The sequence below is a fragment of the Bradyrhizobium sp. HKCCYLS3070 genome, assembly GCF_051167575.1.
In the GTDB taxonomy this organism is placed as follows: Bacteria; Pseudomonadota; Alphaproteobacteria; order Rhizobiales; family Xanthobacteraceae; genus Bradyrhizobium.
Map to the genome: position 1 here is coordinate 102,000 of NZ_JBNPTI010000004.1, position 22,980 is coordinate 124,979.

The 22,980-nt window shown below is 67.2% G+C and carries 17 protein-coding genes; 9 read left to right on the forward strand and 8 right to left on the reverse strand.

Annotated features, from left to right (window positions below; translation table 11 throughout):
• Window position 1: 1 nt before the first annotated feature.
• Window positions 2-1,789 (forward strand): hypothetical protein, encoded by a 1,788-nt coding sequence (locus tag ACQR03_RS15585; protein ID WP_434841694.1) that lies wholly within the window; start codon window positions 2-4, stop codon window positions 1,787-1,789.
• Window positions 1,790-2,183: 394 nt separating this feature from the next.
• Here the strand turns inward: ACQR03_RS15585 and ACQR03_RS15590 are convergent, their stop codons facing one another.
• Window positions 2,184-3,878: an outer membrane beta-barrel protein gene (locus ACQR03_RS15590; RefSeq protein ID WP_316193542.1), complete on the reverse strand. Its 1,695-nt coding sequence runs from the start codon at window positions 3,876-3,878 to the stop codon at window positions 2,184-2,186.
• A 507-nt stretch (window positions 3,879-4,385) separates the two neighbouring features.
• Here ACQR03_RS15590 and ACQR03_RS15595 point away from each other — a divergent pair.
• Window positions 4,386-4,697, forward strand: coding sequence for a MarR family winged helix-turn-helix transcriptional regulator (locus ACQR03_RS15595; protein ID WP_409977923.1), 312 nt, complete (start codon window positions 4,386-4,388; stop codon window positions 4,695-4,697).
• A gap of 765 nt (window positions 4,698-5,462) precedes the next feature.
• Here the strand turns inward: ACQR03_RS15595 and ACQR03_RS15600 are convergent.
• On the reverse strand, window positions 5,463-6,257 hold the full coding sequence (locus ACQR03_RS15600; protein ID WP_316193541.1) for an SDR family oxidoreductase: 795 nt from the start codon (window positions 6,255-6,257) through the stop codon (window positions 5,463-5,465).
• Window positions 6,258-6,281: 24 nt separating this feature from the next.
• Window positions 6,282-6,977, reverse strand: coding sequence for a PAQR family membrane homeostasis protein TrhA (gene trhA / locus ACQR03_RS15605; protein WP_315826059.1), 696 nt, complete (start codon window positions 6,975-6,977; stop codon window positions 6,282-6,284).
• Window positions 6,978-7,168: 191 nt separating this feature from the next.
• Here trhA and ACQR03_RS15610 point away from each other — a divergent pair, with 191 nt between their 5' ends.
• Both ACQR03_RS15610 and ACQR03_RS15615 read left to right on the forward strand, forming a co-directional pair.
• A complete protein-coding gene (locus tag ACQR03_RS15610) occupies window positions 7,169-8,632 on the forward strand; it encodes a YcjX family protein (RefSeq protein ID WP_315826058.1) in 1,464 nt (487 codons plus the stop codon).
• Window positions 8,629-9,654: a YcjF family protein gene (locus ACQR03_RS15615; protein ID WP_315752651.1), complete on the forward strand. Its 1,026-nt coding sequence runs from the start codon at window positions 8,629-8,631 to the stop codon at window positions 9,652-9,654. The genes ACQR03_RS15610 and ACQR03_RS15615 overlap by 4 nt, the downstream gene beginning before the upstream one ends.
• A 6-nt stretch (window positions 9,655-9,660) precedes the next feature.
• Here the strand turns inward: ACQR03_RS15615 and ACQR03_RS15620 are convergent, their stop codons facing one another.
• Entirely contained in the window at window positions 9,661-11,166 is a 1,506-nt protein-coding gene (locus tag ACQR03_RS15620) for a glycosyltransferase family 39 protein (protein WP_316203696.1), read from the reverse strand.
• A gap of 224 nt (window positions 11,167-11,390) precedes the next feature.
• Here ACQR03_RS15620 and ACQR03_RS15625 point away from each other — a divergent pair, with 224 nt between their 5' ends.
• The 3 genes from ACQR03_RS15625 to ACQR03_RS15635 all read left to right on the forward strand — a co-directional run bounded on the left by ACQR03_RS15625 (window position 11,391) and on the right by ACQR03_RS15635 (window position 15,032).
• Window positions 11,391-13,118 (forward strand): adenylate/guanylate cyclase domain-containing protein, encoded by a 1,728-nt coding sequence (locus ACQR03_RS15625; protein ID WP_316203697.1) that lies wholly within the window; start codon window positions 11,391-11,393, stop codon window positions 13,116-13,118.
• A gap of 252 nt (window positions 13,119-13,370) precedes the next feature.
• Window positions 13,371-13,571, forward strand: a complete 201-nt coding sequence (locus ACQR03_RS15630) for a cold-shock protein (RefSeq protein WP_315713975.1) — start codon at window positions 13,371-13,373, stop codon at window positions 13,569-13,571.
• A gap of 252 nt (window positions 13,572-13,823) precedes the next feature.
• Entirely contained in the window at window positions 13,824-15,032 is a 1,209-nt protein-coding gene (locus tag ACQR03_RS15635; RefSeq protein ID WP_434841695.1) for a CaiB/BaiF CoA transferase family protein, read from the forward strand.
• Window position 15,033: 1 nt separating this feature from the next.
• Here ACQR03_RS15635 and ACQR03_RS15640 read toward each other — a convergent pair whose 3' ends face one another.
• Together ACQR03_RS15640 and ACQR03_RS15645 are read right to left on the reverse strand one after the other, a co-directional pair.
• Window positions 15,034-16,608 (reverse strand): hypothetical protein, encoded by a 1,575-nt coding sequence (locus ACQR03_RS15640; protein ID WP_409977922.1) that lies wholly within the window; start codon window positions 16,606-16,608, stop codon window positions 15,034-15,036.
• 128 nt (window positions 16,609-16,736) lie between these two features.
• Window positions 16,737-18,668, reverse strand: coding sequence for a hypothetical protein (locus ACQR03_RS15645; protein WP_434841696.1), 1,932 nt, complete (start codon window positions 18,666-18,668; stop codon window positions 16,737-16,739).
• 1,004 nt (window positions 18,669-19,672) lie between these two features.
• Here ACQR03_RS15645 and ACQR03_RS15650 point away from each other — a divergent pair.
• On the forward strand, window positions 19,673-20,533 hold the full coding sequence (locus ACQR03_RS15650; RefSeq protein ID WP_434841697.1) for a hypothetical protein: 861 nt from the start codon (window positions 19,673-19,675) through the stop codon (window positions 20,531-20,533).
• 117 nt (window positions 20,534-20,650) lie between these two features.
• Here ACQR03_RS15650 and ACQR03_RS15655 read toward each other — a convergent pair whose 3' ends face one another.
• Window positions 20,651-21,295, reverse strand: a complete 645-nt coding sequence (locus ACQR03_RS15655; protein WP_316225855.1) for a glutathione S-transferase family protein — start codon at window positions 21,293-21,295, stop codon at window positions 20,651-20,653.
• A gap of 87 nt (window positions 21,296-21,382) precedes the next feature.
• Between ACQR03_RS15655 and ACQR03_RS15660 the strand changes: the two genes are divergently transcribed.
• Window positions 21,383-22,351: a helix-turn-helix transcriptional regulator gene (locus ACQR03_RS15660; RefSeq protein ID WP_315713969.1), complete on the forward strand. Its 969-nt coding sequence runs from the start codon at window positions 21,383-21,385 to the stop codon at window positions 22,349-22,351.
• A 120-nt stretch (window positions 22,352-22,471) separates the two neighbouring features.
• On the opposite strand, the gene ACQR03_RS15665 is transcribed toward ACQR03_RS15660, so the two are convergent.
• The gene (locus tag ACQR03_RS15665; protein ID WP_315713968.1) at window positions 22,472-22,969 is read right to left on the reverse strand and encodes a TPM domain-containing protein; all 498 of its coding nucleotides are present in this window, start codon (window positions 22,967-22,969) and stop codon (window positions 22,472-22,474) included.
• Window positions 22,970-22,980 lie beyond the last annotated feature (11 nt).

Sequence of the window (22,980 nt, forward strand, 5' to 3'; positions counted from 1 at the left end):
GATGGCGGATAAGAAGAATCTTCAAACCGCGGCGTCGAGGACCGATCTCTATCGCCATGTCAGCGTGCTGGCCCTGATGTCCGCTCTGGCGGTGACGGCGCTGCCGCATCAGGCCAATGCGCAGGCCATGACCACCGCCCTTGCCACTTCGGCCACCACCAACGCCGCCGCGAAGGCGGCGCAGGAGGCGGCGGCGAAGGCCGCAGCCCAGGCAGCCGCCAAGGCGGCCCAGGATGCCGCTGCCAAGGCTGCAGCCGCTGCCGCCGCCAAGGCCGCGCAGGACGCCGCCGCCAAGGCTGCGGCAAACGCTGCGGCCAAGGCTGCAGCGAATGCTGCCGCGAAGGCGGCGACCGACGCGGCAGCGAAGGCCGCAGCCAGCGCCGCTGCGAAGGCCGCGGCCGGCGCCGCCGCCAAGGCTGCGAACACCGCTGCGACCACGGCCGCCACCACCGCCGCGGCGACCGCGGCGAGCACCGCCGCCAAGACGGCGGCCGTAACGACCGGCACGGCTGCGGCCAAGCCCGTCGCTGCCGTCGCCACGGCCGCGACGACCGCCGCCAAGCCCGCCGCTGCCGCCACCGCCGCAACGACGACGACCGGTGCGGCCAAGACCGCAGCCGCGACCAGCACCACGACGAGCGCGGCGAAGCCGGCCGCTGCGGCCGCCGCGGCAGCGACCACCACCGTCGCGGTCGCCAAGGCCACCGCGACACCCGCAGCCGCAGCGACGCCGGCCAAGGCGGCTGCCGCGGCGTCGAGCAGCACCGATGCCGTCGCCAAGGCCAACGCAGCGGCCGCGGCCGCCGCGCAGACCGCCGCCGCCGCCGAGGCGCAGGTCGCTGCCGACCGCAAGGCAATCGACGTCGCGCGTCAGGCCGAGCAGAACGCACGCGGCGCCGCGATCGAGGCCCAGGAGCAGGCCGAGAAGAACCCGACCGCCGCCAACCAGGCCGCGGCGACCGCGAACGCTGCGAAGCTGACGGCAGCCTCGGCCGCGCTGCAGGCCGCGTTCCAGAAGCTCGACAAGGACATCGACGTCTCCAACGAGGCCAAGGAAGCCGCCAACGCCGCCAAGGACACCGCGCGCGAGACGGCCGAGGCCGCCGGCAAGGCGGCCCAGCAGGCCGGCCAGGCGGCCGGCAACGCCAACAATGGCGGCAATGCCAACAATGGTGGTGCGGCGGCCGGCAACGGCAACAACAACAATAACAACAACCAGCAGAACCAGGCGGCCCAGGAAGCCGCCGAGCAGGCCGCGCTGCAGGCGGCGTTGAAGACCGGCGAGCAGGCACGCGCGGTCGCCCAGCAGAAGACCCAGGCCGCGCAGGCGGCTGCGACCCAGAACCAGAAGACGGTCGAGGCCGCGCTGAACCAGAAGATCGGCACGATCGATGCGACGGTGGAAGCGGCCGAGCAGAAGGTGAACGCCGACCGGCAGGCGCTGGAGCAGGCGCGTCAGGCCGCGCAGCAGGCCAAGCAGGACGCACAGGAGGCCGCCGAGGTCCTCGAACGCGCCAACAATGCGGCCAACCAGGCCGCACTGGCGGCGGCCCAGGCCAAGGCGCAGACCACCGCCAACGCCTTCAACCAGGCCAATGCGACGCTGAATGCCGACAATCAGGCCCTGACCCAGGCCCGCGAGACCGGCGAGCAGCAGGAGCAGGCGCTGCGGGCCGCGGCTCAGCAGCAGATCCAGGCCGGCTACACCGCCGCCCAGCAGGCCACCCAGGCCGCCTGGGCCGAGGCGCAGCAGATCGGCAACGCTGCCCTGGCCGCGCTCGAACAGTGAGACCGCTGCGCTCCGCGCCGCCTGTCGGCTTACGCCGGGCGGCGCGGACACGGATAACGATAACAAGACCATCACCAGCCGCATGCCGAACCAATCCGGGACGACCCACGCGTCGGCGACCTGACCTCATCCCGCCGCGTGAGACGCCCGGGTCCCCCCCCCACCCGACCGGCATGCATTGCCTTCAAGCCCCGTCCCCTGCGGGGCTTTTCTTTTGAGCGCGACCAGCCGCTTGTGGTCGATGCAGACCAGCCGCGTCGTTCGCAATCCGGTCAGACATCCGTCGCGGCGTCTGGGTCCCCGTCGGCGTCGCACCCGCGCTGTCGCGCGGCTTGCCCGGGACGACGGCGGAGATGCAGGGCGGCGAAGGTGCGCCACCGGACCCGGCCGCTGCTCAATATTGGAATCGCACGCCGACGACGCCGACCACCGTCATGAAGTTGTTGAGAGCGATGTTGGAGCGGGTCCATTCGGTCCGGACCTCGCTCTTGAGCTGAACGTTGCGGTTCATCTTGTAGGTGCCGCCGGCGGCGACGAACATGCGCTGGTCGACGCGGCCGATGCCGACGAACTGATCCTGGCCGTAGCCGCCGCGCAGCGTTCCGATCAGCCACGGCTCGAACTGATGGTCCATCTGCAGGATCACGTCGCGCGACAGGATGCCCGAGACGTTCATCGCCGGCGTCTCCGAGGCCTGCGAGCGCGCCACCAGCACGAACGTCGTGGCGTCGGTCGCGGCCCAAGCGAGCGTCGCATCCGCGATCACGCCGTTGATGTTCGGCATCAGCGGCGAGTCCATGCGGCGCGAGAGATAGCCGACCGAGGCCTCGCCGGTCAGCGATCCCATGTTGACGACGGCGCCGCCGCGCGCGGTGATGCCGCTGGAATCGCGGCGCTGGCCGTTGAAGTCGACCTGCAGATCGTGGTTGCGCCGATCGAAGCTCATGTCGACGAACGGCGAGATGTTCGGCGTGAGCACATAGGTGACGCGGACCTGCGCGCCCGGCTGGGTGTAGTTGCGGTCCTGCGTCCGCAACGGCACGTTGGCCAAGATCAGCGCGTCGTTGAACATGACGCGGTCGGCCGATCCCTTGAATGCGATCTCGGCGGGACCGATCTTCTGCAGCACGCCGGCGCTGCCGCCGAACGTCGTGGCGCGCGGCAGCTTGAGCGCGCCCGGAAGCGCCAATGCATCGTTGACGAAACGCGCCTCGCCGGTGATCGCGGTGCCCTCGGTGACGTCGTAGCGTCCTTGCGCCCGCGCCTCGAACGTCGGATGACTGAGCGAGCGGACGTTGCTGTCCTCGGTGTAGGCGCCGCGGAAATCGGCGTTGAGCTGATGCCGCTCCCATTGCGAGCGGACCGCGACCTCCGTCGCCACGATGGCGACCGGTGAGCCCTGCCCGCCGTTGCGCCGCGTGGGATTGGTGTCATAACCGGCCTGGATCTCGACGGCCGGTTTCACCAGGAACGCCCCGACCGTCACGCCCGTCGGATCATAGGGCTTCGCGTCGGCGGTCACCGGCTGCGGCTTCACCGTATTCAGGTTGCGATCGGGAAGAACGTCACGGTTGCGCAGCACGGCCGCGGGCTGGGCGGTTGCCACGGTCTCGTCTGGCTTGGCCGGCGGCGCCTCGGCGGCTGCCGCGGGCTTTGCCGCGATCTGCCGCGCAGCCGGTTGCGGCGCGGCGCGTTGAGCGTCTCCCGCCGGCTCGGCCGTGGCCACGCGCGCGCCACGGGCGGGCTGAAACGCGGAGAATCCGAAGCTGCCGACCGGCGCGCCGGGCCTGCCCGGCGCGGCCAGCGACGGCGCACCGGCCTCGCGCACCGGACGCAGCAATGCGCTCACGCCACGCGGGTCCTGGCGCATCATCAGCGTCCGGCTGTCGTTGGTGATCCGCGGAACGTTGTAGTAGATGCTGCGCGCCGTCACGTGACGAAAGAACAGCCGGTCGGCGCGTCCCGGGACGACGTCCGTCGGCTTGGCCTTGATGGTCTGCTGCGCGGACGCGCCGTCCACCACCATCACGGTCAGCAGCAGCACCTCGACGAGCGCGAGCGTGACCCCGCGGTGGGATCGCGTCACCATGAGCCGCTTGGTCCGCACCGCGAACGCGCCGGTCTTGTGTGGTGAATGAGCCTGCAAAGCAAATGCCGGGGTATGCCAATATCACGCGACGAGGTCGGGTCAGGGCGCCGTCGCGATGAATACGCAGCGCATGCACGCGAAGCCCCTTGCCTTGGAGATAGCCGGCAAACGTCGGCGGAAGTTTTGCCGAGCTGGGAACATTTCAGGCGAGATTGAGAGCTGTTCGCAACGAGCCGCCGCGGAGCGGCGCCTAAGCATCTTCGCGTTCGTAGAAAGCACTAATTAGTTGAAACGGTGACGATCGCTGCGCGGCTTCGCGGAAGCTGGCGAAATTCCGACTTCAGCATGAAGCTGTTTCGACCACGATCGCTCGCGTCCGAGACCGCTCGGCGATCGCGGGCCTTGCGCCATCGGCGACAGCCGACGCCTTTCAGATTCAGACCGCGAGGAAGCCGCCGTCGGCCGCCAGGACGTGGCCGACGACGTAGGGCGACGCGTCTCACCGCGATGCAGCTCGGCGCGGTCCTGCACCTGGAAAAATCCGGCGTCAGCCGCATGGTCCGCAAGCTGATCGACAGCGGCGAGTTGCAGGAGACAATCGATTCCGGCGACGCCCGCATCAAGCCGCTCTGCCTCACCGCGAAGGGACGGAAGAGGGTGGCCACGCTGCACGCCTTCGGCCGCCAGCAGGTCCGCGGCGCCCTGTCGGCCCTGTCGAAGACCGAGCGGCGCACGGTGCGCGAGGGCCTGTTGCTGTACGCCCGCGCGCTCGAAGCCTGGCGCGCGGCAGAGCAGGACATGCAACCGTCGGAGCCATGAGGGCGCCCGACGGGCAGATTGCGCATACACACCATGACGAAACTGCCCGTCGTGTTGAAATGCCGCAGCATGCGGCCTTGCGCCGTCGGGCAAATCAGGACGATCTTTCCGCGCATCCCGCCTCACCACGGAGGGGCGTTGCGCGCGATCGTCACGACACGCGAGGCGGGATGCGATGGCCGTGGCCATGCCGCAGCGTAGCTTGCTACGCGGACGAACGGCGTGGCCGCGGACGTGAAGTCGCAGCGTCCTGACACCCCGATGCTGGTGTTACGTTCGCGATGGCGCTGATGCACCGCGCGGACAATGGTGGCCAACAGCCCGGCGCACCAGGGAGACTGCGTATAAGCGTGAAGACCATCGCGCAGGGAATGCCGGTGATCGGCTGCACCTGTGGTACCTGCCGCCTGCATTTTTTGCTGCAGGCGGGCCATGGGTGAGGCCTTCACCCGGCATTCCCTGCGCCCTTCGAATCTTGAAGGGACAAGTCAACTGTACAGCTCGGGCATGATGTGCCGCGAGAAGGCGCAATGATGTCTATCGACGTCGGATCAAGTCCGCTGCCCATGATGTCCGCACGATCTCTCCTTAGCGTCATTCCGGCGAACGCCGGATCCATACGCCGCGGTCGAAAACCTCGGGCGAGATGGTCGACGCGCGTGGCTCGAACTGCACCCTGGGACTATGGGTCTCCGTGGTCGCGGGGACGACCGCGGAGGGCGTTGAGGCCGGGCGCCGTCACGTCGACCGACGATGGTCGCAGACCTACTTCCCGAACTCCTCGCGCATCTTTGCCTGGATCTTCGCCATGCCGCCGAGCCAGCGGTCGTAATTCTCGGTCTTCTTGCGCATGTAGCCGAGGACCTGCGGATGCGGCAGGATCAGGAAGCTCTCCTCGGCAAGGCCTTTCAGCACGTCCTGCGCGACCTGCTCCGGTGTCAGATCGCCGTCGCCGGATTGCGGGCCCTTCGGAATCGATCGCAGCATGTCGGTGTCGACGCCCTGCGGGCACAGGATCGAGACCTTGATGTTGTCGGCCTTGTGCGAGATCGCGAGATTCTCCGCAAATCCCACCGCGGCATGCTTGGTGGTGGAGTAAGGCGCGCTGCCGACCTGCGACAGCAGGCCGGCCGCCGAGATCGTGTTGAGGAAATAGCCGCCGCCGCGCGCCTTGTAGCGCGGGATCAGATGCCGCGCCGCGTAGACATGCGCCATCACGTGAATGGCCCAACTGCGCGCCCACGGCTCGTCGGAGGTGCCGCCGACATTGACCGACAGCGGGTCAAAGCCGCCGCCGATGCCGGCATTGGAGCAGAACAGCGCAATGGGCCCGAACTGCCGCTCGGTTTCCTCGATCACGTGCCGGATGTCGGCTTCCTGGGAGACGTCGCATCTGAAGGCGGCGGCGCCGATGCCATCAGCGACGGCCTTGGCGCCGGCTTCGTCGAGATCGGCTACGATCACCTTGGCCGCACCGGCGGCCGCGAAGGCCTCGCACAGCGCCTTGCCGATGCCGCGGGCTCCGCCGGTGACCACAACAATCTTGCCGGTCACCTGCATGCAAAGCCCTCCTCGTGGAATTTTCTAGGTCAAGACCAGGTCGAGCACTGCGGTATAATGAAAGCCGGCGCCCAGCAACACGAAACCATGCCAGATCGCGTTCTGGAAGCGCAAGCGCCGCCACGAGTGGAAGATGACGCCGAGGCTGTAGAGGATGCCGCCTGTGAGCACGCAGGCCAGGACCGAGGGCGGCATCACCGAGATCACCCGGTCGTACATCATGACGCCGCTCCAGCCGAGCGCGAGATACAGCCCGATCGAGAGCGCATCGAAGCGGCCCGGCCAGCGCAGCTTCAGCACGATGCCGAAGATGGCGACGCCCCAGACCCCGAGCAGCAGCGCGGCCGAGAACACCGTATCCTTCAGGGCGGCGATGAACGGCGTATAGGTGGCTGCGATCAGCACGTAGATGGCGGAGTGGTCGAAGCGGCGCAGCACCCATTTGGTCGGCGACACCGGCCACAGATTATAGGTTGCCGACAGCGTCAGCATCGAGAGCAGTCCCGCGACGTAGATCGACACCACCACGATGTCGACGGCGCTGGCATAGATCGAGGTCAGCACGACGAGCACGGTTGCGGCGACCAGGCCGGCGGCGATGCCGACGACGTGGACGACGCCGTCCGCGATCATCTCGACCTTGTCGTAGTTCCAACGCATCGCGCCGGTGGCGGCATGGACGGAGGTCGAGGCGAACTGCTTCAGTTGAAATACGGTCATGTCAGAACCTGGTGCCGGTTTTCCGGGACAATTGTGCCGGAAGGATTATGGTTTCCAGTGGTCAACGTTCCGTTCAAAGTCTGGTTCTATCCGGAAACGGGCCGGAATTGTGAGCTTGAATCCGGCGTTTTGCATCGCCACCTGTCAAAAATCGCTCACGCCCTTTTCAACTGGCGAATTCCCCTCCTCCCATGGTGACCTTTTCCGAACTCGTCGAGGAAGCGCGGCTGTCGGCCCGTGCCCTGCTCGATTATGGCGAGAGCTTCCTCAACCCGACCGTCCGCCTTGGCGTCACCGGGCTGTCGCGGGCCGGTAAGACCGTGTTCATCACGGCGCTGATCCACGACCTCGTTCGCGGCGGGCGCATGCCGGTGTTCGAGGCCTTGGCATCGGGCCGCATCGCCCGCGCATATCTGACGCCGCAACCCGACGACGGCGTGCCGCGCTTTGCCTATGAGAGCCATATGCGGGCGCTGGTCACCGAGCGACGCTGGCCGAGCTCGACCGTCGACATCAGCGAGCTCAGACTGGTGATCGAATTCCAGCGCGCCAATGGCGCCGAGCGGACGCTCACGCTCGACATCGTCGACTATCCCGGCGAATGGCTGCTCGACCTGCCGCTGCTGAACAAGAGCTATGAGCAGTGGGCGCGGGAAAGCCTCGCGCTGTCGCGCAGCGAGCCGCGCGCGCATGTCGCCAAGGACTGGCACGCGCATCTGGCGACGCTCGCCCCCGAAGGCCGCGAGGACGAGTCGGCGACACTTGAGGCCGCACGGCTGTTCACCGACTACTTGCGTGCCTGCCGCGACGAGCGCTTCGCCATGAGCCTGCTGCCGCCCGGCCGCTTCCTGATGCCGGGGAATCTCGCGGGCTCGCCGGCGCTGACCTTCGCGCCGCTCGATGTCCCGGCCGACGGCCAGGCGCCGGCCGGCTCGCTATGGGCGATGATGGCGCGCCGCTACGAGTCCTACAAGGACATCGTTGTCAGGCCGTTCTTTCGCGACCATTTCGCCCGGCTCGATCGCCAGATCGTGCTGGTCGACGCGCTGGCGGCGTTCAATGCGGGCCCCGAGGCGCTGCACGATCTCGAGGCCGCGCTGACCGGCATTCTCGATTGCTTCCGCGTCGGACGCGGAAACATGCTGACGGCGCTGTTTCGGCCGCGCATCGACCGCATCCTGTTCGCGGCGACCAAGGCCGACCATCTGCATCACACCAGCCACGACCGGCTCGAAGCTGTGCTGCGGCGCGCGGTCAACCGCGCGGTGGCCCGAGCCGAGAGCACGGGCGCCGCAATCGACGTGGTGGCGCTGGCCGCCGTCAGGGCGACGCGCGAGGCGCTGGTCGCCCGCGGCCGCGACAAGCTGCCGTCGCTGCTCGGCACGCCGGCGGCCGGCGAAAGCGCCAATGGCGAGATCTTCGACGGCGACACCGAGGTGGCAACCTTTCCGGGCGAGCTGCCGGCCGATGCGGAGGAGCTGTTCAAGGGCGGCGCCTATCGCGGCCTGTCGAGCGCCGCCGCCGACGGCACCGACTTCCGCTTTCTTCGCTTCCGTCCGCCTTTGCTGGCCCCCGATCCTGGCGGCGAGCCCGCTTTGCCCCATATCCGCATGGACCGCGCCCTTCAGTTCCTGATCGGAGACCGGCTGCAATGAGCGAACGCGCCAAGCATCGTCGTCCCCAGACCTTCCGGCTCGATGATCCCGACGTCGTCGTGGTCGATGCCGAAGAGGCCGCCCGGCCGGGCCGCGGCACCATCCAGGTCACGCCAGAGGCTGATCCGGCGCAATTGCCGGTGCCGGTCGAGACCGTCCTGCCGGCGCGGCGCAGCTTCGGCTGGGGCGCACTTTTTTGGGGCTCGGTCGCAGGCCTCGTCCTGCTCGGCCTCGGCCTCGGCGTCGTCAGACTGATCGAGGATCTGTTCGCACGCAGCGAGGCCCTCGGCTATGTCGGCGCGGGGTTCGCGGCCGCAGCCGCGATCGCATTGGCGGCCGTCATTGCCCGAGAGACTTACGGGCTGGTGCGTCTCGCCACCATCGAGAAGCTGCACCAGCGCGCGGCCGCGGTGCTGCTGTCCGACGATCGCGCCGAGAGCCGCGAAGTGGTCGCCGAGCTGTTGCGGATCGCACATGCCAATCCCCGCCTGGCGCGTCCGCGTGCCGCGCTCGCCGGCCACGCCGACGACATCATCGACGGCGGCGACATGATCAAGCTTGCCGAGCGCGAGCTGATGGCGCCGCTCGACAGCGAGGCGCGGCGTCTGGTGTCGGTTGCGGCGCAACGGGTTTCCGTGGTCACGGCCGTGAGCCCGCGCGCGCTGATCGACGTGCTGTTCGTCTTCGTGGCAAGCTTGCGGATGATCCGGCAGCTCGCGCGGCTCTATGGCGGACGTCCCGGCGCGCTTGGCATGATCAGCCTGTTGCGCCACGTCGTCGCGCATCTCGCCATCACCGGCGGCATGGCCGCGAGCGACAGCCTGATCCAGCAGGTGCTGGGCCATGGCATCGCGGCAAAACTGTCGCAGCGGCTCGGCGAAGGCGTGCTCAACGGACTGCTCACGGCGCGGCTCGGCCTCGCGGCCATCGACGTGACGCGGCCGATGCCGTTCGCCGCGCTGCCGCGGCCGGCGCTGGCGGATCTCGCCAAGGATCTGCTGCGCAAGCAGGACGACCAGTAATGAGGCTCAGGCCCGCGGCGTGGAATCGAGGACGCCGGCGAGCCAGCGCCATTGGTACAATGGCGAGTCCGGTGGCGGCGCCAGTTCGGGAGTCCAGCCCGTCAGCCTGCCGAACGCGTAACTGTCCATGACGCGGCCGCGCCAGCTCCGCTCGACGTGTCCGAGCGGCTCGCGGTGCGCGGTCGTGTCCGCCAGCAGCGGGCCGGTATTGTCCGGCTCGCGCACGACATAGAGGCCGGCATGTCCTGCGATCAGGTCCATGCCAGGATCACGGAAGCCGATGAAGCGGGCCCGCTCGTTGATCTGGAGCACCGGCACGCGGCCGCGAAAGAACCACCGCATCATCGCATAGGTGCGATAGTCGGAGGTCGCGATCCAGGTCGCGCCGGTCTTTTGCAGCTCCTGCTCGACCCGCGACGCCACCTGCTGATAGCCCGCCTCGGCGCCGATCGGATCGGCCCGCCCGAGAAAATTCCACGGCGCGACGACATAGTAGAGAAAGATCAGGACCACCATGGCAATGCCGCTGACGACGGCGATCCGCGCCCAGCGCACGGTCGATCGGACGAACCAGGCGGACGCGCCGTCCTGCGGCAGCTTGACGATGTTGATCGCGACCGCCGCAAACCCGATCGGCCACATGAACATCGGCCAGGTGTCGCCGATCCGCAAGGTAAACGATTTCCAGAGGAAGTAGAGAAACGGCACCAGCACCGCCGTCGACAGCAGGATGGCGACCGGCTCACGCGTGCGGTAGCCGCGCCAGGCCGTGAAACTCAGCGCCGACAATGTGACCGGCAGCAGGACGAAGCCGACCTGTCCGAACTGCAATCCGAGATAATCGCCAAGCGTCCGCAACGAAAACTCATGCGGCGCGGTGGCGCGAACGAACTGGAAGCGGAACGAGGCCCAGTCGTGCTGTACGTTCCAGATCAGCACCGGCGAGAACACCGCCAGCGCAATCAATGCTCCGCACCATGGATAGGGACTGAGAAGCCAGCGGCTGCGCCAGGCCGGAACGAGCAGGAACGCCGCCACGCCCGGCAGCAGCATGACCACCGTGAATTTGGACAACAACGCCAGTCCGCCGAACAGTCCGGCGGCGAGCCACCAGCGTTCATCGCCGCTCTCGGCGAGGCGCACCAGCGCCCAGATCACCGCGAGTGCAAACGGGATCGCCGCGACGTCCGGCGCCACCTTGGCCATCAGCAGGCCATAGTAGAGCGCGGCCTCGGGCAGCAGCACCGCGAGGATCACGGCCCGCATATCGTGAGTGGTACGGCGAACGATGTCGGCGAGCAGGAGCTGCGTCACCCCCATCGCGAGGATGCCGGCAAAGCGAACGCCGAGATTGGTATCGCCGAACAGGGCAGTGCCCAGCCGGATGAACCAGGCGATCATGGGCGGATGATCGAGGAAGCAGAGCTGCAGCTCCTTCGACCAGGTCCAGTAATAGGCCTCGTCGGTGCGCAGATCGAGCGTCCCGGCATAGACGATGCGGATGATCGTCATGCTTGCGATCACGGCCGCAGCCATCAGCCACGCAGCGCGCGTGGATCGAGAATTTGGGCTGTCGATGCCTGGGGAAATGGCCGTCACGCGGTGCTTTTCCCCGACTCCGGCGGGCGAGTCAACGTTCGCGCGCAGCTCGCGCCGCCGGATGACCACCGCCACCAGCCCTCTAGGACAACAGGGAATAAATCTCTAGCATTGCGGCTCCAGATCATACGGACCACATGACCATTTCGATTTACCATCGTTTGCGGTCGACCTGTCGCGGCATCGGTGTGCGGCAGGTGCGGCTGATCTGCGGCTTCATACTCTTCAGCTACCTGCTCAGTCATTTTTTCAACCATGCGCTCGGCAACATCTCGCTGCAGGCGCTCGCCGAGGGCGTGTCCTATCATGTGGCGTTCTGGCAGTTTCTTCCGATCGCCGTGCTGTTCTATGCGGCCGCTCTTACCCATGGCGGGCTCGGCGTGTGGGCGCTTTATCAGCGCCGGCAATTCAGCCGCAACACGATGGAGCCGCTGCAACTTCTGCTCGGCCTGAGCATTCCGGCGCTGATCTTCAGCCACATCGCCGGCGTCCGCATCGGACAGACCCTGTACGGACAGGAGAAGCTGTACCCGCAGGTTCTGTACTCGTATTGGACCGGCCCGTCCTGGCGGATCTGGTTGATGTCGGCAGCCCTGCTGACGTCATGGACGCATGGCTGCATCGGGCTGCACTTCTGGCTGCGGCTCAAGCCGTTCTACAAGCGCGCGGCGCCGTGGCTGCTCGCCTGCGCCGTGCTGCTCCCGGCGCTGGCGCTGCTCGGCTTCTACCGTGGAGGCCGAGACGTCATCGCCGCCAACGCAACACCGCAGTGGCGCGCCGAAAATCTTTCGTTGAGGCAGACCGGTACGCCATCTGAACAGGCGGTGCTGGAGACCATCATGAACGGCTTCCTGATCGGCTATGGCGGCCTGATCGGCTTGGCGCTCGCCGCGCGCGGCGTGCGAGCAGTCCATGAGCGACGTGGCGGCATGGTCACGCTGTCCTACAACAATGGCCGCTCCATCCGGGTGCCAAAGGGTTTGTCCGTGCTTGAGGCCAGTCTGCGCAACAACGTACCGCATGCCAGCATGTGTGGCGGCCGCGCGCGCTGCTCGACCTGCCGCATCAGGGTGATCGGAGATCCCGGCGCGCTGCCGCCGCCCTCGCCTCGCGAGGCCTTCGTGCTCGCGCAGATCGGCGCGGCGGACCCGTCGGTCAGGCTGGCCTGCCAGTTGCGCCCCACCGGCGATCTTTCATTCTTCCAGCTGTTCATGCCGAATCCGACACCCGGCGAGCGCGGCAGCTCGCGCGCCGGAATCGGGCAGGAGCGCTACCTCGTCAGCCTGTTCGTCGACATGCGCGGTTCGACCGGCCTCGCTGAGAAACGGCTGCCGTTCGACGTGGTGTTCATCGTCAACCGCTTCCTCAGCGCCGTCTCCCAGGCCGTGCTGGCGAATGGCGGGCAGCCCAATCAGTTCGTCGGTGACGGTATGCTCGCGCTGTTCGGACTAGCCACCGATTCACATGTCGCCTGCGGCCAGGCGATCCAGGCGGCGCGTGACATCGCGGCCAACATCGCCGAGCTGAACGCGTTCCTCAGCCATGATCTGCATGACCCGATCCGCTTCGGCATCGGCATTCACGGCGGCGAGGTGATCGTGGGCGAGATCGGCTATCGCGACCACATGGTGTTCACCGCGCTGGGCGACGCCGTCAACGTCGCATCACGACTGCAGGACATGACGAAGACCCTCGGCTGCCAGGTCATCATCTCGGACGAGGTCTACGCGCGGGCGCGACTCGGCTCCGACGTGCTGCCGCAGCGCGAGGTCGAGATTCGCGGCCGCGCCGAGCCGATGCGCGTCAGGACGGCCATGGACGCCGCTGAACTCGCAATGCTCTCGGACGAGGGGACGGCTGCATGACAAGTTGCGTTGAACCTGTTTGCAGCCTGCGCTGTCATACCGAGAACGGTTGCAGCGGGTCCGCGGTGACTGGCGGAACGGTGGCATTGCGGTCAAAAGCCGCAAAGCCGCCACGATATCGATCATTTCGGGCCAAAACCGCCCGCGGTTTGCGCTATCACGCCTGTCACAACCGCAGTAGTCTCGAATTCCGGGCCTGACGGTTTGCGGGGACCGCGGCTCGTACTCGGATTGGTCCCGCGGAGGCGACGTATGGCTAAAGGTACGGTCAAGTGGTTCAACCCGACCAAGGGCTATGGCTTCATCCAGCCCGCGGCCGGGGGCAAGGACATTTTCGTTCACATCTCCGCAGTGCAGAAGGCCGGGCTGGCGACCCTCAACGAGGGCCAGACCATCGAGTACGACGAGATTGCCAACCGCGGCAGGAGTTCGGCCGAGAACCTGAAAGTGTAGCGGATCAATTGGCGCGCCATTCCGCCTCGCGGCTATTCGGCGCGATCGTTTCCCTCACCAAGCCAGCATGGTTGTCGACACGTCGAAATAGACAGGAGCGGTGCCCGCTCCTGATCACATCTTTGCGTTTGTTTGTAGTTTCAGCTCCCTCCCCGCCATTGCCTCACCCGCCCGACCCGGGTCAAATGCGCCTCGAACCGCGCCGGCAACGTAATTCCAGCGCGCGGAAACAAGCGACGGGAGCGACGCAACATGGACGACAAGGGCATTTTCCATGGCCTGAAGGTGCTGGACTGCGCGAGCTTCATCGCGGCCCCCGCAGCCGCCACCGTTCTTTCCGATTTCGGCGCTGACGTCATCAAGATCGAGCCGCCCGGCGCCGGCGATCCCTACCGCAACCTGCCGAGCCTGCCCGGCTATCCGCGCAGCGAGCATAACTACGCGTGGTATCTCGAAGCCCGCAACAAGCGCAGCCTCGCGCTCGACCTGTCGAAGCCGGAAGCGCAAACCGTGCTGCAGCGGCTGGTAAGTGAAGCCGATGTCTTCATCACCAATTTCCCGCCGTCGGTCCGCGCCAAGCTCGGCCTCACCCACGAAAAGCTGGCGCCGCTCAATCCGCGGCTGATCTATGCGTCGTTTACCGGGTATGGCGAGAAAGGCGAGGAAGCCGACAAACCCGGCTTCGATAGCAATGCCTATTGGGCGCGCTCCGGACTGATGGACCTGGTCCGTGCCGACGAGAGCACGACACCCGCCCGCTCCGTCGCCGGCATGGGCGACCACCCCTGCGCAATGGCGTTCTATGGCGCGATCGTCACGGCGCTTTACCAGCGCGAGAAGACCGGCAAGGGCTGCCATGTCGCCTCCAACCTGATGGCCAACGGGGTCTGGGCGGCCTCCGTGCTTGCTCAGGCCAAGCTTTGCGGCGCGACCTTCGTCGAGCGGCGGCCGCGCGAACGCGCGCTGAACGCAGTCGCCAATCACTACAAATGCCAGGACGGCCGCTGGATCATGCTCTCGCTCCTCAATGAGGAGAAGCAGTGGCCGATCCTCGCCCGCTGCCTTGGCCGAGAGGAGCTGATCGACGATCCGCGCTTCGTCACCAAGGCCGATCGCCACGCCCGCTCGGTCGAACTGATCCACGAGTTCGACGCGGTGTTCGCGACCAGGCCGCTGGCCGAATGGCGCCGGATCCTCGACGGCAGCGGGCTCGTGTTCGGGGTGGTCGGGATTCTCGACGACATTCCAAACGACAGGCAGATGATCGAGAACGAGGTGCTGGTGCCGTTCGAGAACGACACCATGCTGACGGTCAACAGCCCGATCTTCATCGACGGCCAGCGCAAGGTCACCCCGCGCAAGCCGCCCGGCATAGGCCAGCACAGCGACGAGATCCTGCGCAGCGCCGGCTTCGACGACGAGGCCATCCGCGACCTGCGCGCGCGCGGTGCGGTGGCCTGAGCTAGCGCGTCGCGATGAAGCACATGCCGAACCGCGTCGCCGGGCCGGTCTGACAGGACAGGTTCGCGGCGCAGGTCCAGGTCGAGAAGCTCTTGTCGTTGTCCGCGGCCGCGGCGTGGCTCGCGTAGCAATGCCCGCCCCAGCCGTCATTGTAGACCGTGCCGGCGAGCTCATCGCTGCCGCGCAATTGCGGGCGGCTGGCGAAGCCGCGCGAGAAATCCGGAGTCCGCCCCTCGGCAAAGGCGGTGAGGATGTCGCGCCGGCGGACCTGGTCGCCGAAGAAGTGCGGCGAGCCCGGCACCACGACGGTGTTGGACGGCTTCTCCGCCATCCAGTCGACGCCGGGAAAGTGAAAGCCGCCGATGCCGCGGGTCTGATGGCAGCCGCCGCAGCTCGAATCGTTGAGGCGTCGCTCGAAGCCCGCGACCGACCGGATGTTCTGCAGCACGATGCCCTGCGCGGCCGCCTTCTCCAGCGCACCGACCACGTCGGCCTCGGTGAACACCGCGCCCTGCCCGGCCGCGCTCCCCTGCACCAGCCCGTAGGCCGGCAGCAGATCGGAATTGACGAATCCGACCGGGGTCGGCGCCACCGCAACCTTGGCCAGGAACTGCTCGGGGATCACCGCGGTGCCGCGGTCGAGCTCACCGAGATGGACGGGGTCGAGCAGCCAGGCCTTGAACTCGCGCGCCAGCGCGGCATCCGCCAGCAGCCGGTCGCGATCGACCTGATCCTCCAGCACCGCCTCCTCGAACGTCCCGCTCGCGGCCTGGTAGTCGAACACCTTCATCATGTAGTCGGTGCGGAAATCGCGGATCGCCGATTTCGGCGCATGCGCGATCTGCAGGTTGGTCTCGATGCGATGGATGTTCTCCGACCTGATCAGCGCCAGCGGGCCGTCCGGCGCCGTCAGCTTCGCGGCAAGCTCAGGCCCGGTCAGTTGCAGATCGGACGTCGCCAGCCACCGCTTGGCGATCTCGGCACAACTCGGCGAATTGCTCTTGGCCTCCGCATCGCTGCGCGCCTTGAGCACGATGTTGAGCGTCATCGGCAGCCGCGGCGAGGCGACCTCGCCATCTTTGGCCTCGGGCGGCGTGGTCCGCGTCAGGCGGTACAGCAGCCGCACCTCGCCGCAATGATCGGGATCGACGAAGGCGCGATCCATGCGATTGACGACGCCGGCCAGCACGAAGCGGGCATCGGGCGAATCGAGCACGGTGCGGTCGAACAGCTGGAACGCGTAGGACGTACCGATGCCGATGCTCTCGTTCGGCAACGTCGTCTTGTGCTTGTCGACGTAGCGGTCGAACTCCGTGTCGAGCGCCTTGCGTACGGGCATCATCGACGGCAGCGCAAACAACGCCGCGTCGGTCAGCGGCGCATCACTGGCGTGCGCAAGCATCTTCCCGAGGCCGAACGCGCCGTTGTCGAGCTCACGCAGCGCGAACGGCTCGAGGATGGCGGCGCCGCGCTCGACCGGCGGGCTCTCGTCCGCATGAGCGAGCGGGCCGCAGCACAGCATGACAAGGCCGAATACCGACAGTCGCAAGACGCGCCTCCTCACTTCCACGAACATGCAATTGAGGGCCTGCTAGTCCTCGAAGATAGCCGAAAGGCGGGCGGCTTCGGACAATTGTGCGACGAGGCGCCTCACGTCGCGGTGAGGCGCCTCGTCCAGATTCGTCTCCAAAAACAGATGGTCCGTCAGCGCGCGACGACAAGCCCCTTGGTGGTGACGACCACCCAGCGACCGTCCTGCTTGCGAATCGCGTCGACCTTGCCGAGGCCCGGCACGGGATCGCCGGCATAGACCTCGTAGAGGCCACCGCGGCCCTCGATCAGCGCGCCGCCACGACCGACGTCGCGCAGCACCCAGCCCTCGACGACCTTGGGCTTGGTGGCCTCCGTGCGGTTCGGCTCGGGGCGAGCGGTCTCCGCCCTGGCCGGCTCGGCCCGGCTCGCCTCTGCCCTTGCTGCTTCGGTCCTGGCTGCCTCGGTGGTCCTGGCCGCGTCGGCCCGGCTCGCCACGCCCGCGGGCGGCGCCGCCGCATTGATCGCCCCCACCGCCTGCGGCGCGGACGCGGCGCTGTCACGCGCGGGGGCTTGCGCGGTCGCGGACGCCTGCGCGGCGCGCAGCCGGTCCACGGCCTCGCTCAGACGCTGCAACTCGCTCGGCTTGGCCGACGATTTCGTCGACAGATCACCGAGGATCTTCTCGAGCCGGTCGAGACGCTCCGCGGACTTGTTGAGCTCGACGAGGCTCGTCTGATTGGTCTGGTCGAGGCTCGCCTTCAGCGCGGCGACATCATTGTCGATTCGCGCCACGGTCGCGCCAAGCGTGGAATCCGCAGCCTCGCCGGCCGTCGCATCGGCCGCGTCGCCGCCGCCGGAGCGCGTGACGAATTTGGCCGTGACCAGACCACCGGCAACGCCGCCGACAACCATCGACAGCAGCAGGATCGCAGCCATGGCCGGTAGGCCGAGCCTGCCGTTCACGGCATGCGGCGGCGGGGTCTGGCCCGGCTGCGGAGGTGGCAGCGTCGCTCCCGCAGCGGCCGTGCTGGCCGCCGTTGTGGCAGCGGCCGCCGGCTTGGACGCCGCATTGAACTTGAAGGGCTCGGTCTTGAACTTCGCTTTGGCCCAGGCCGCGGCCTTATCGACCGCGGCAAAAGCACCCGCCCTGGTCGCCGGTCCGGCATCCGCCTGGACTGGCGTGACCGGGCGCGTCGCGGACGCCCCGGGTTTGGCCGCGGATGCCTGCTTGGCAACGGGCTCCGACTTGGCATCCGGTTTGGCATCCGACTTGGCAACAGTCTCCGGCTTGGCAGCCGGCTCAGGCCGAACGACGGCTTCTGTCTTGGTGGCAGCCACCGACTTGATCGGCGCGTCCGGCTTGATGGCCGTCTCCGGCTTCGGCGCGGCCGCTGCCATCGGGCCGACTTTCGGCGCATTGGCCGCGAGCATCGACAGCTTTGGTGTCTCGACCTTGAGGAGCTCACCGGCCGCAGCCGTCTTGATCGGGTCCGACTTGACCGGCTCCGTCCTGATCAGATCCAGGATCGTCGAGGGAGGTTTCGCAGCACTCGATGCCACTGCAGCTTCGACTTTGCCCGGCGCCGCAACGTTGCCCCCCACCGCCTGGGGCTTGGTCAGCTCCGGCTTGACCTTGTCGGATTTGCCCTTGTCGGACTTGACCAGGTCGAGCCGCGCGGGCTCGGGTTTGGCTCGCTCCGGCTTCACCGCTTCGATCTTGGAGGGCTCGATTTTTTTCTGCTCGGCCGTGAGGGTTTCGACCTTGACCTGCTCGGGCTTGACCGGCTCGACCTTGGTCGTCCCGATCTCGGTGTCGGCCATCACCTCGGTCTTGATCTCGGACTGGCTGGCCTCCGGCTGTGGCTGGGGCGCGGTCACCGCTTCCACGATCTTCGCCTTCGGGTCGATGCCCGGACGGTCAGCCGCCGGCGCTTCGTGATCCGGCGCGATCATGGGCGGGGCGACGGTCGCGATCGCAGGCACGGCCAGGTCGACTGCATCGGGGACTGCGGATGTCTTCGGCATCGGGTCGACACTCGCACTGGCCTTGCCAGTGGTACCGGCCACGCCAAGGCTGGCCCGTTCGGGCTTTTGGTCGCTCACGTTCAGAGTCTCCGCATGACGTTGAGCACTTGGTAACCTTAGTTAGCGTTCGATTGATTGCCAAAATCTTACTTTTGGAAGGCTTACCTGAGTTTTAGGGATTCATACGGGGCGGATTTGCGCCGACAAAGTGGAGCAGATGTGGCGGACGGTGCCCGATTATTCAGCTCTGGCGGACGCGCCCCGGGGGCAGCAAGTTCGATCGGCACGCGGCGCAGCGCGGTCGACGCGGCGTCAAACGGAGCCGCTCTCGCGGCGCGATTGCGCCCGAGCTTTGCCGATCATTCCCTCCTCGTCAGTCGGAGGGCGCAGGGAAGGCCGGGTGCCGACTGGCACCCGTGGCCCCCGTGCGGAAAGATTGCACGGGGCAGGAACCACAGGTTCAGCCGGAGCGACCCGGCCTTCCCTGCGCGATGGTGTTACGGCTGCTTCGTAGTCTCCCCGGTGCGCCGGGCTTTCTGGTCACCGTCATCCGCACGAGGCGAAGCCTGCATGCGAACTTGGCATCGGCATCGGGATGCCAGGACCCTACGACTTGACCGTCCGTACCTCGCTTGCTCGCCGGCCCGCTCGCGCAGAGCCCCAAGCCTGATACGGCCACCGCTCCCCGCTGCTACGCCTCGTGACGATCGGCCGAGCCGCCCCTCCTCATCGCGAACGGGATGGCCGGGATCATCGTCGTGATTTGCCCGACGCTGCAAGGCGGCACACATGCGACAAACTGGCTCGACGGGCAGTTGGCGCATGGACGTATTGCCGGAATTGCCCGTCGGGTGGGTGGGCGATGGGCGACTGCAGGCTCGCGAATGTTGTAGTCCAGCAATGCAATCGACAGATGGAGGGCATGCACCGTCAGCGAAATCACCTCCGGCCGACGCGGCAACCACCGATTGCATAATGTCCCGTGCAGCCCGCTGTTTTCGATGAACGCTCTGGTTGCTTTCGTAGACTAATACCCTGCGTTCGGGCTATTTTTCATTTCCAGCATTTCAAGGGGAGCGCTCATGCGAAAGCTCATTTCTTCGATCGGATTTTTGTGCGCCGCGTTTTTGATCCTGGCCTCGCCAGAGGCTCACGCGCAGGCAACGCGGACCTGGGTGTCCGGCGTCGGCGACGACGTCAACCCGTGCAGCCGCACGGCGCCCTGCAAGACCTTCGCCGGCGCGATCTCGAAGACCGCAGCCGGCGGTGAGATCGACGTGCTCGATCCCGGCGGCTACGGCGCCGTCACGATCACCAAATCGATCACGATCGACGGCGGGGGAACCATGGCCTCGATCCTGGCGTCGGCGACCAACGGCATCAACGTGAATGCCGGCGCCAACGACGCCATCATCCTGCGCAATCTGAGCATCAACGGCGCCGGCACGACCCTCGGCCTCAACGGCGTCAATTTCCTCGCCGGCCGAAAGCTCGTCATTGAGAACTGTACGATCGAGAACTTCTCACAGAGTGCAATCTCGGTCGCGCCAAGCGGTGCGGCGCAGGTGGTGATCGCGGACTCCTCGCTCAAGGCGTCCGCGTTCGGCGTCACGGTCTCGACCGCGAATTCGAGCAGCGCGATCAGCGTGCTCGTCTCGAACACGAAGGCCATCGAAAATGGCAATGCCGGGATATCCGCCACGGTCCCGGCCGGAAAGCCGGGGATGGGCGTGTTTCTCGACCGGCTGACCTCCGAGTTCAACAACACCGGCGTTCTGGCGAGCGGCAGCGGCGCCATCGTGACGTTGGGAAATTCCGTCATCCAGGGCAATTCCAACGGCGTCGTCCAGACCGGCGGCGGCTCCGTCTCGTCCTTCAAGAACAACGCAATCAGCAACAACGGCGTCGACGGCACGCCGCTCACGGGGATCAGCCTGAACTAGCGACGCCGCCGCGGGAAGCCCGGCATTTGGCGAGCTGCGCCTGCCGGACAACGTGCAATCACATCAGTGAGGTCCCGTTGCCGGCGGGACCTCGCTCGATTGCGTCGATGCTGGCGCTCAAACGCCGGTGGCGGCCGCGTGCTGGGCCGCCATCTCGGCATCCGCGGCGGTGACGCGCTGGAACGCCGGACGCTGGGTGATGCGCTCGGCGTAACGCGCGAACACGTCCTTGCGCGGCACGACGCCGAACATCATGGTCCAGTTGAAGGCGACGCCCCACAACACGTCGGCGGCGGTCATGCGCTCGCCGAGGAGATACGGCCCCTTGGCGAGCTGCTGCTCCAGCGCGCCCAGCATCGTATCGTAGTCGGCATAGGGTGACTGCGTGATCGGGGCCGGTTCGCGCTTCATGAAATGGTCGATCACGGCGGGCTCGAACGACGCACCGTAATAGGCGATCCAGCGCAGATAGGGCCCGCGCAGGGCATCGTCGAGCGCCGGCGTCAGCCCCGCTTGCGGAAACAGATCGGCGAGATAGATGAAGATCGCGACCTGCTCGGTCACGATCTGGCCGCGATGCCCGATCGTCGGCACCTTGCCGAGCGGATTGACGGCCAGGAACTCCGGCTTGCGCTGCTCGCCCGCCTTCATGTTGAGGACATGCAGATCGTAGGGCGCGCCCAGCTCCTCGAGCAGGACGCGGGTGCCGGCGGCGCGGGTCTGCGGCGAGTAATACAGCGTGATCTTGTCGTCGGCGGTCATGATGGTGTCCTCCCATTGCCGGCTGCGGTGCAGGGCTTGTCGCACACCATACCTGACAAGGTGTGTCAGGTATGTTTAAACAACGTCATGCGCGCGAGCCGGCTGCTCTCCATCCTCACCACCTTGCAGGCCAAGGGACAGGTCACGGCGCCCGAACTCGCAGGCGCCTGCGAGGTCTCGGTGCGCACGATCTATCGCGACATCGACGCGCTCGCCGCGGCGGGCATCCCGGTCTATGCCGAGCGCGGCGCCGAAGGCGGGTTCCGTCTGCTCGACGGCTATCGCGTGCGGCTGAACGGACTGTCCCCAGCCGAGACCGACGCACTGTTCATGGCGGGCCTGCCGGGCCCCGCCGCCGCGCTCGGGCTCGATGGCGCGATGAGCGCGGCGCAGACCAAGCTGGTGGCGGCACTGCCGCAAAGCCTGCGCGCCAATGCCGGCCGCATGCAGGCGCGCTTCCATCTCGACGCGCCTGGCTGGTTCGGCGAGTCCGAGGAGCCGACGCATCTGCGCGCCATTGCCGACGCCCTGCTCCGCGACGTCATGGTCGACGTCCGCTATCAGACCTGGCGTGCCGAGAAGCGCCGCCGCGTCGCGCCGCTCGGCCTCGTGCTGAAGGGCGGCAATTGGTATCTCGCCGGGCAGGTCGAGCGCAGCGTGCGCACCTATCGCGTCGCGCGCATTCTCGACTGTGCCGTGACCGACGAGTGCTTCGCGCGACCTGCAGACTTTGACCTCGCCGCCTATTGGCGCGCCGCGACGGAGCGGCTGGAGGCGGAGCTGCATCCGAAGCAGGCGACGGTGCGCCTGTCAGCGCTCGGTGTGAAGCTGCTGGAGGTGTGGAGCCAGCCTTACGTGCGCGCCCGCACGCGCCTCGCCGACGACACCGATGCCGATGGCTGGCGCATCGTGACGATCCCGATCGGAACGACGCTGTGGCATGCCGCCGGCGAGCTGCTGCGCTTCGGGCCCGAGGCCGAGGTGCTCGACCCGCCCGAGCTGCGTGCGAAAATGGCCGAGCTGGCGCGGGCGATGGCGGAACGCTACGGCGCATGAGCTGCGACGGCGTGAGTTGCGGACGTATTTTCCATCCGCATCATTGGCGAGAGGGGTGCGCGCTCACGTCCAGCCGGGATGAGCGCGACCGGCAAGTGAGCGCGACCCGTATGATCGGAGCTAAAGCACCACTGGTGTGTCGGGCAGCTCGTTGGGATCGCCGGCATGCGGCGGGTAGTGCCTGGCGAGCTCGCGTGACACCGCGGCAATGCCATCGACCACGCCCCGCTCAAAGCGGCCTGCGCGAAACTCCGCTTCCATCGCGCGGCAGATCGTCTCCCAGCCTTCGGCGCCGACATGTCGATGAATGCCGCGATCGGCGATGATCTCTACGTCGCGATCGGCCAAGAGCAGGTAGATCAGGACGCCATTGTTGTGCGCGGTGTCCCAGATCCGCAGGTTGGAAAAGATGTCCAGCGCGCGCTCGCGCGGCGGCTGGTCGCGCCACAACGGCCGGCCGTCGAGCGCGCCCTCGACGACGAAGCGAAGCTGGCCGGCATGGGTGCGCTCGCCGTCCTTGATCGCCTGCTCGATGCGTGCCAGCACAGCCGGCGTGAAGATGCGCTTCAGCTGCCAGTGATGATGCAGGAGATGCCGGCCGATCCGCCTGATGCTCATGGTCGCGCGCC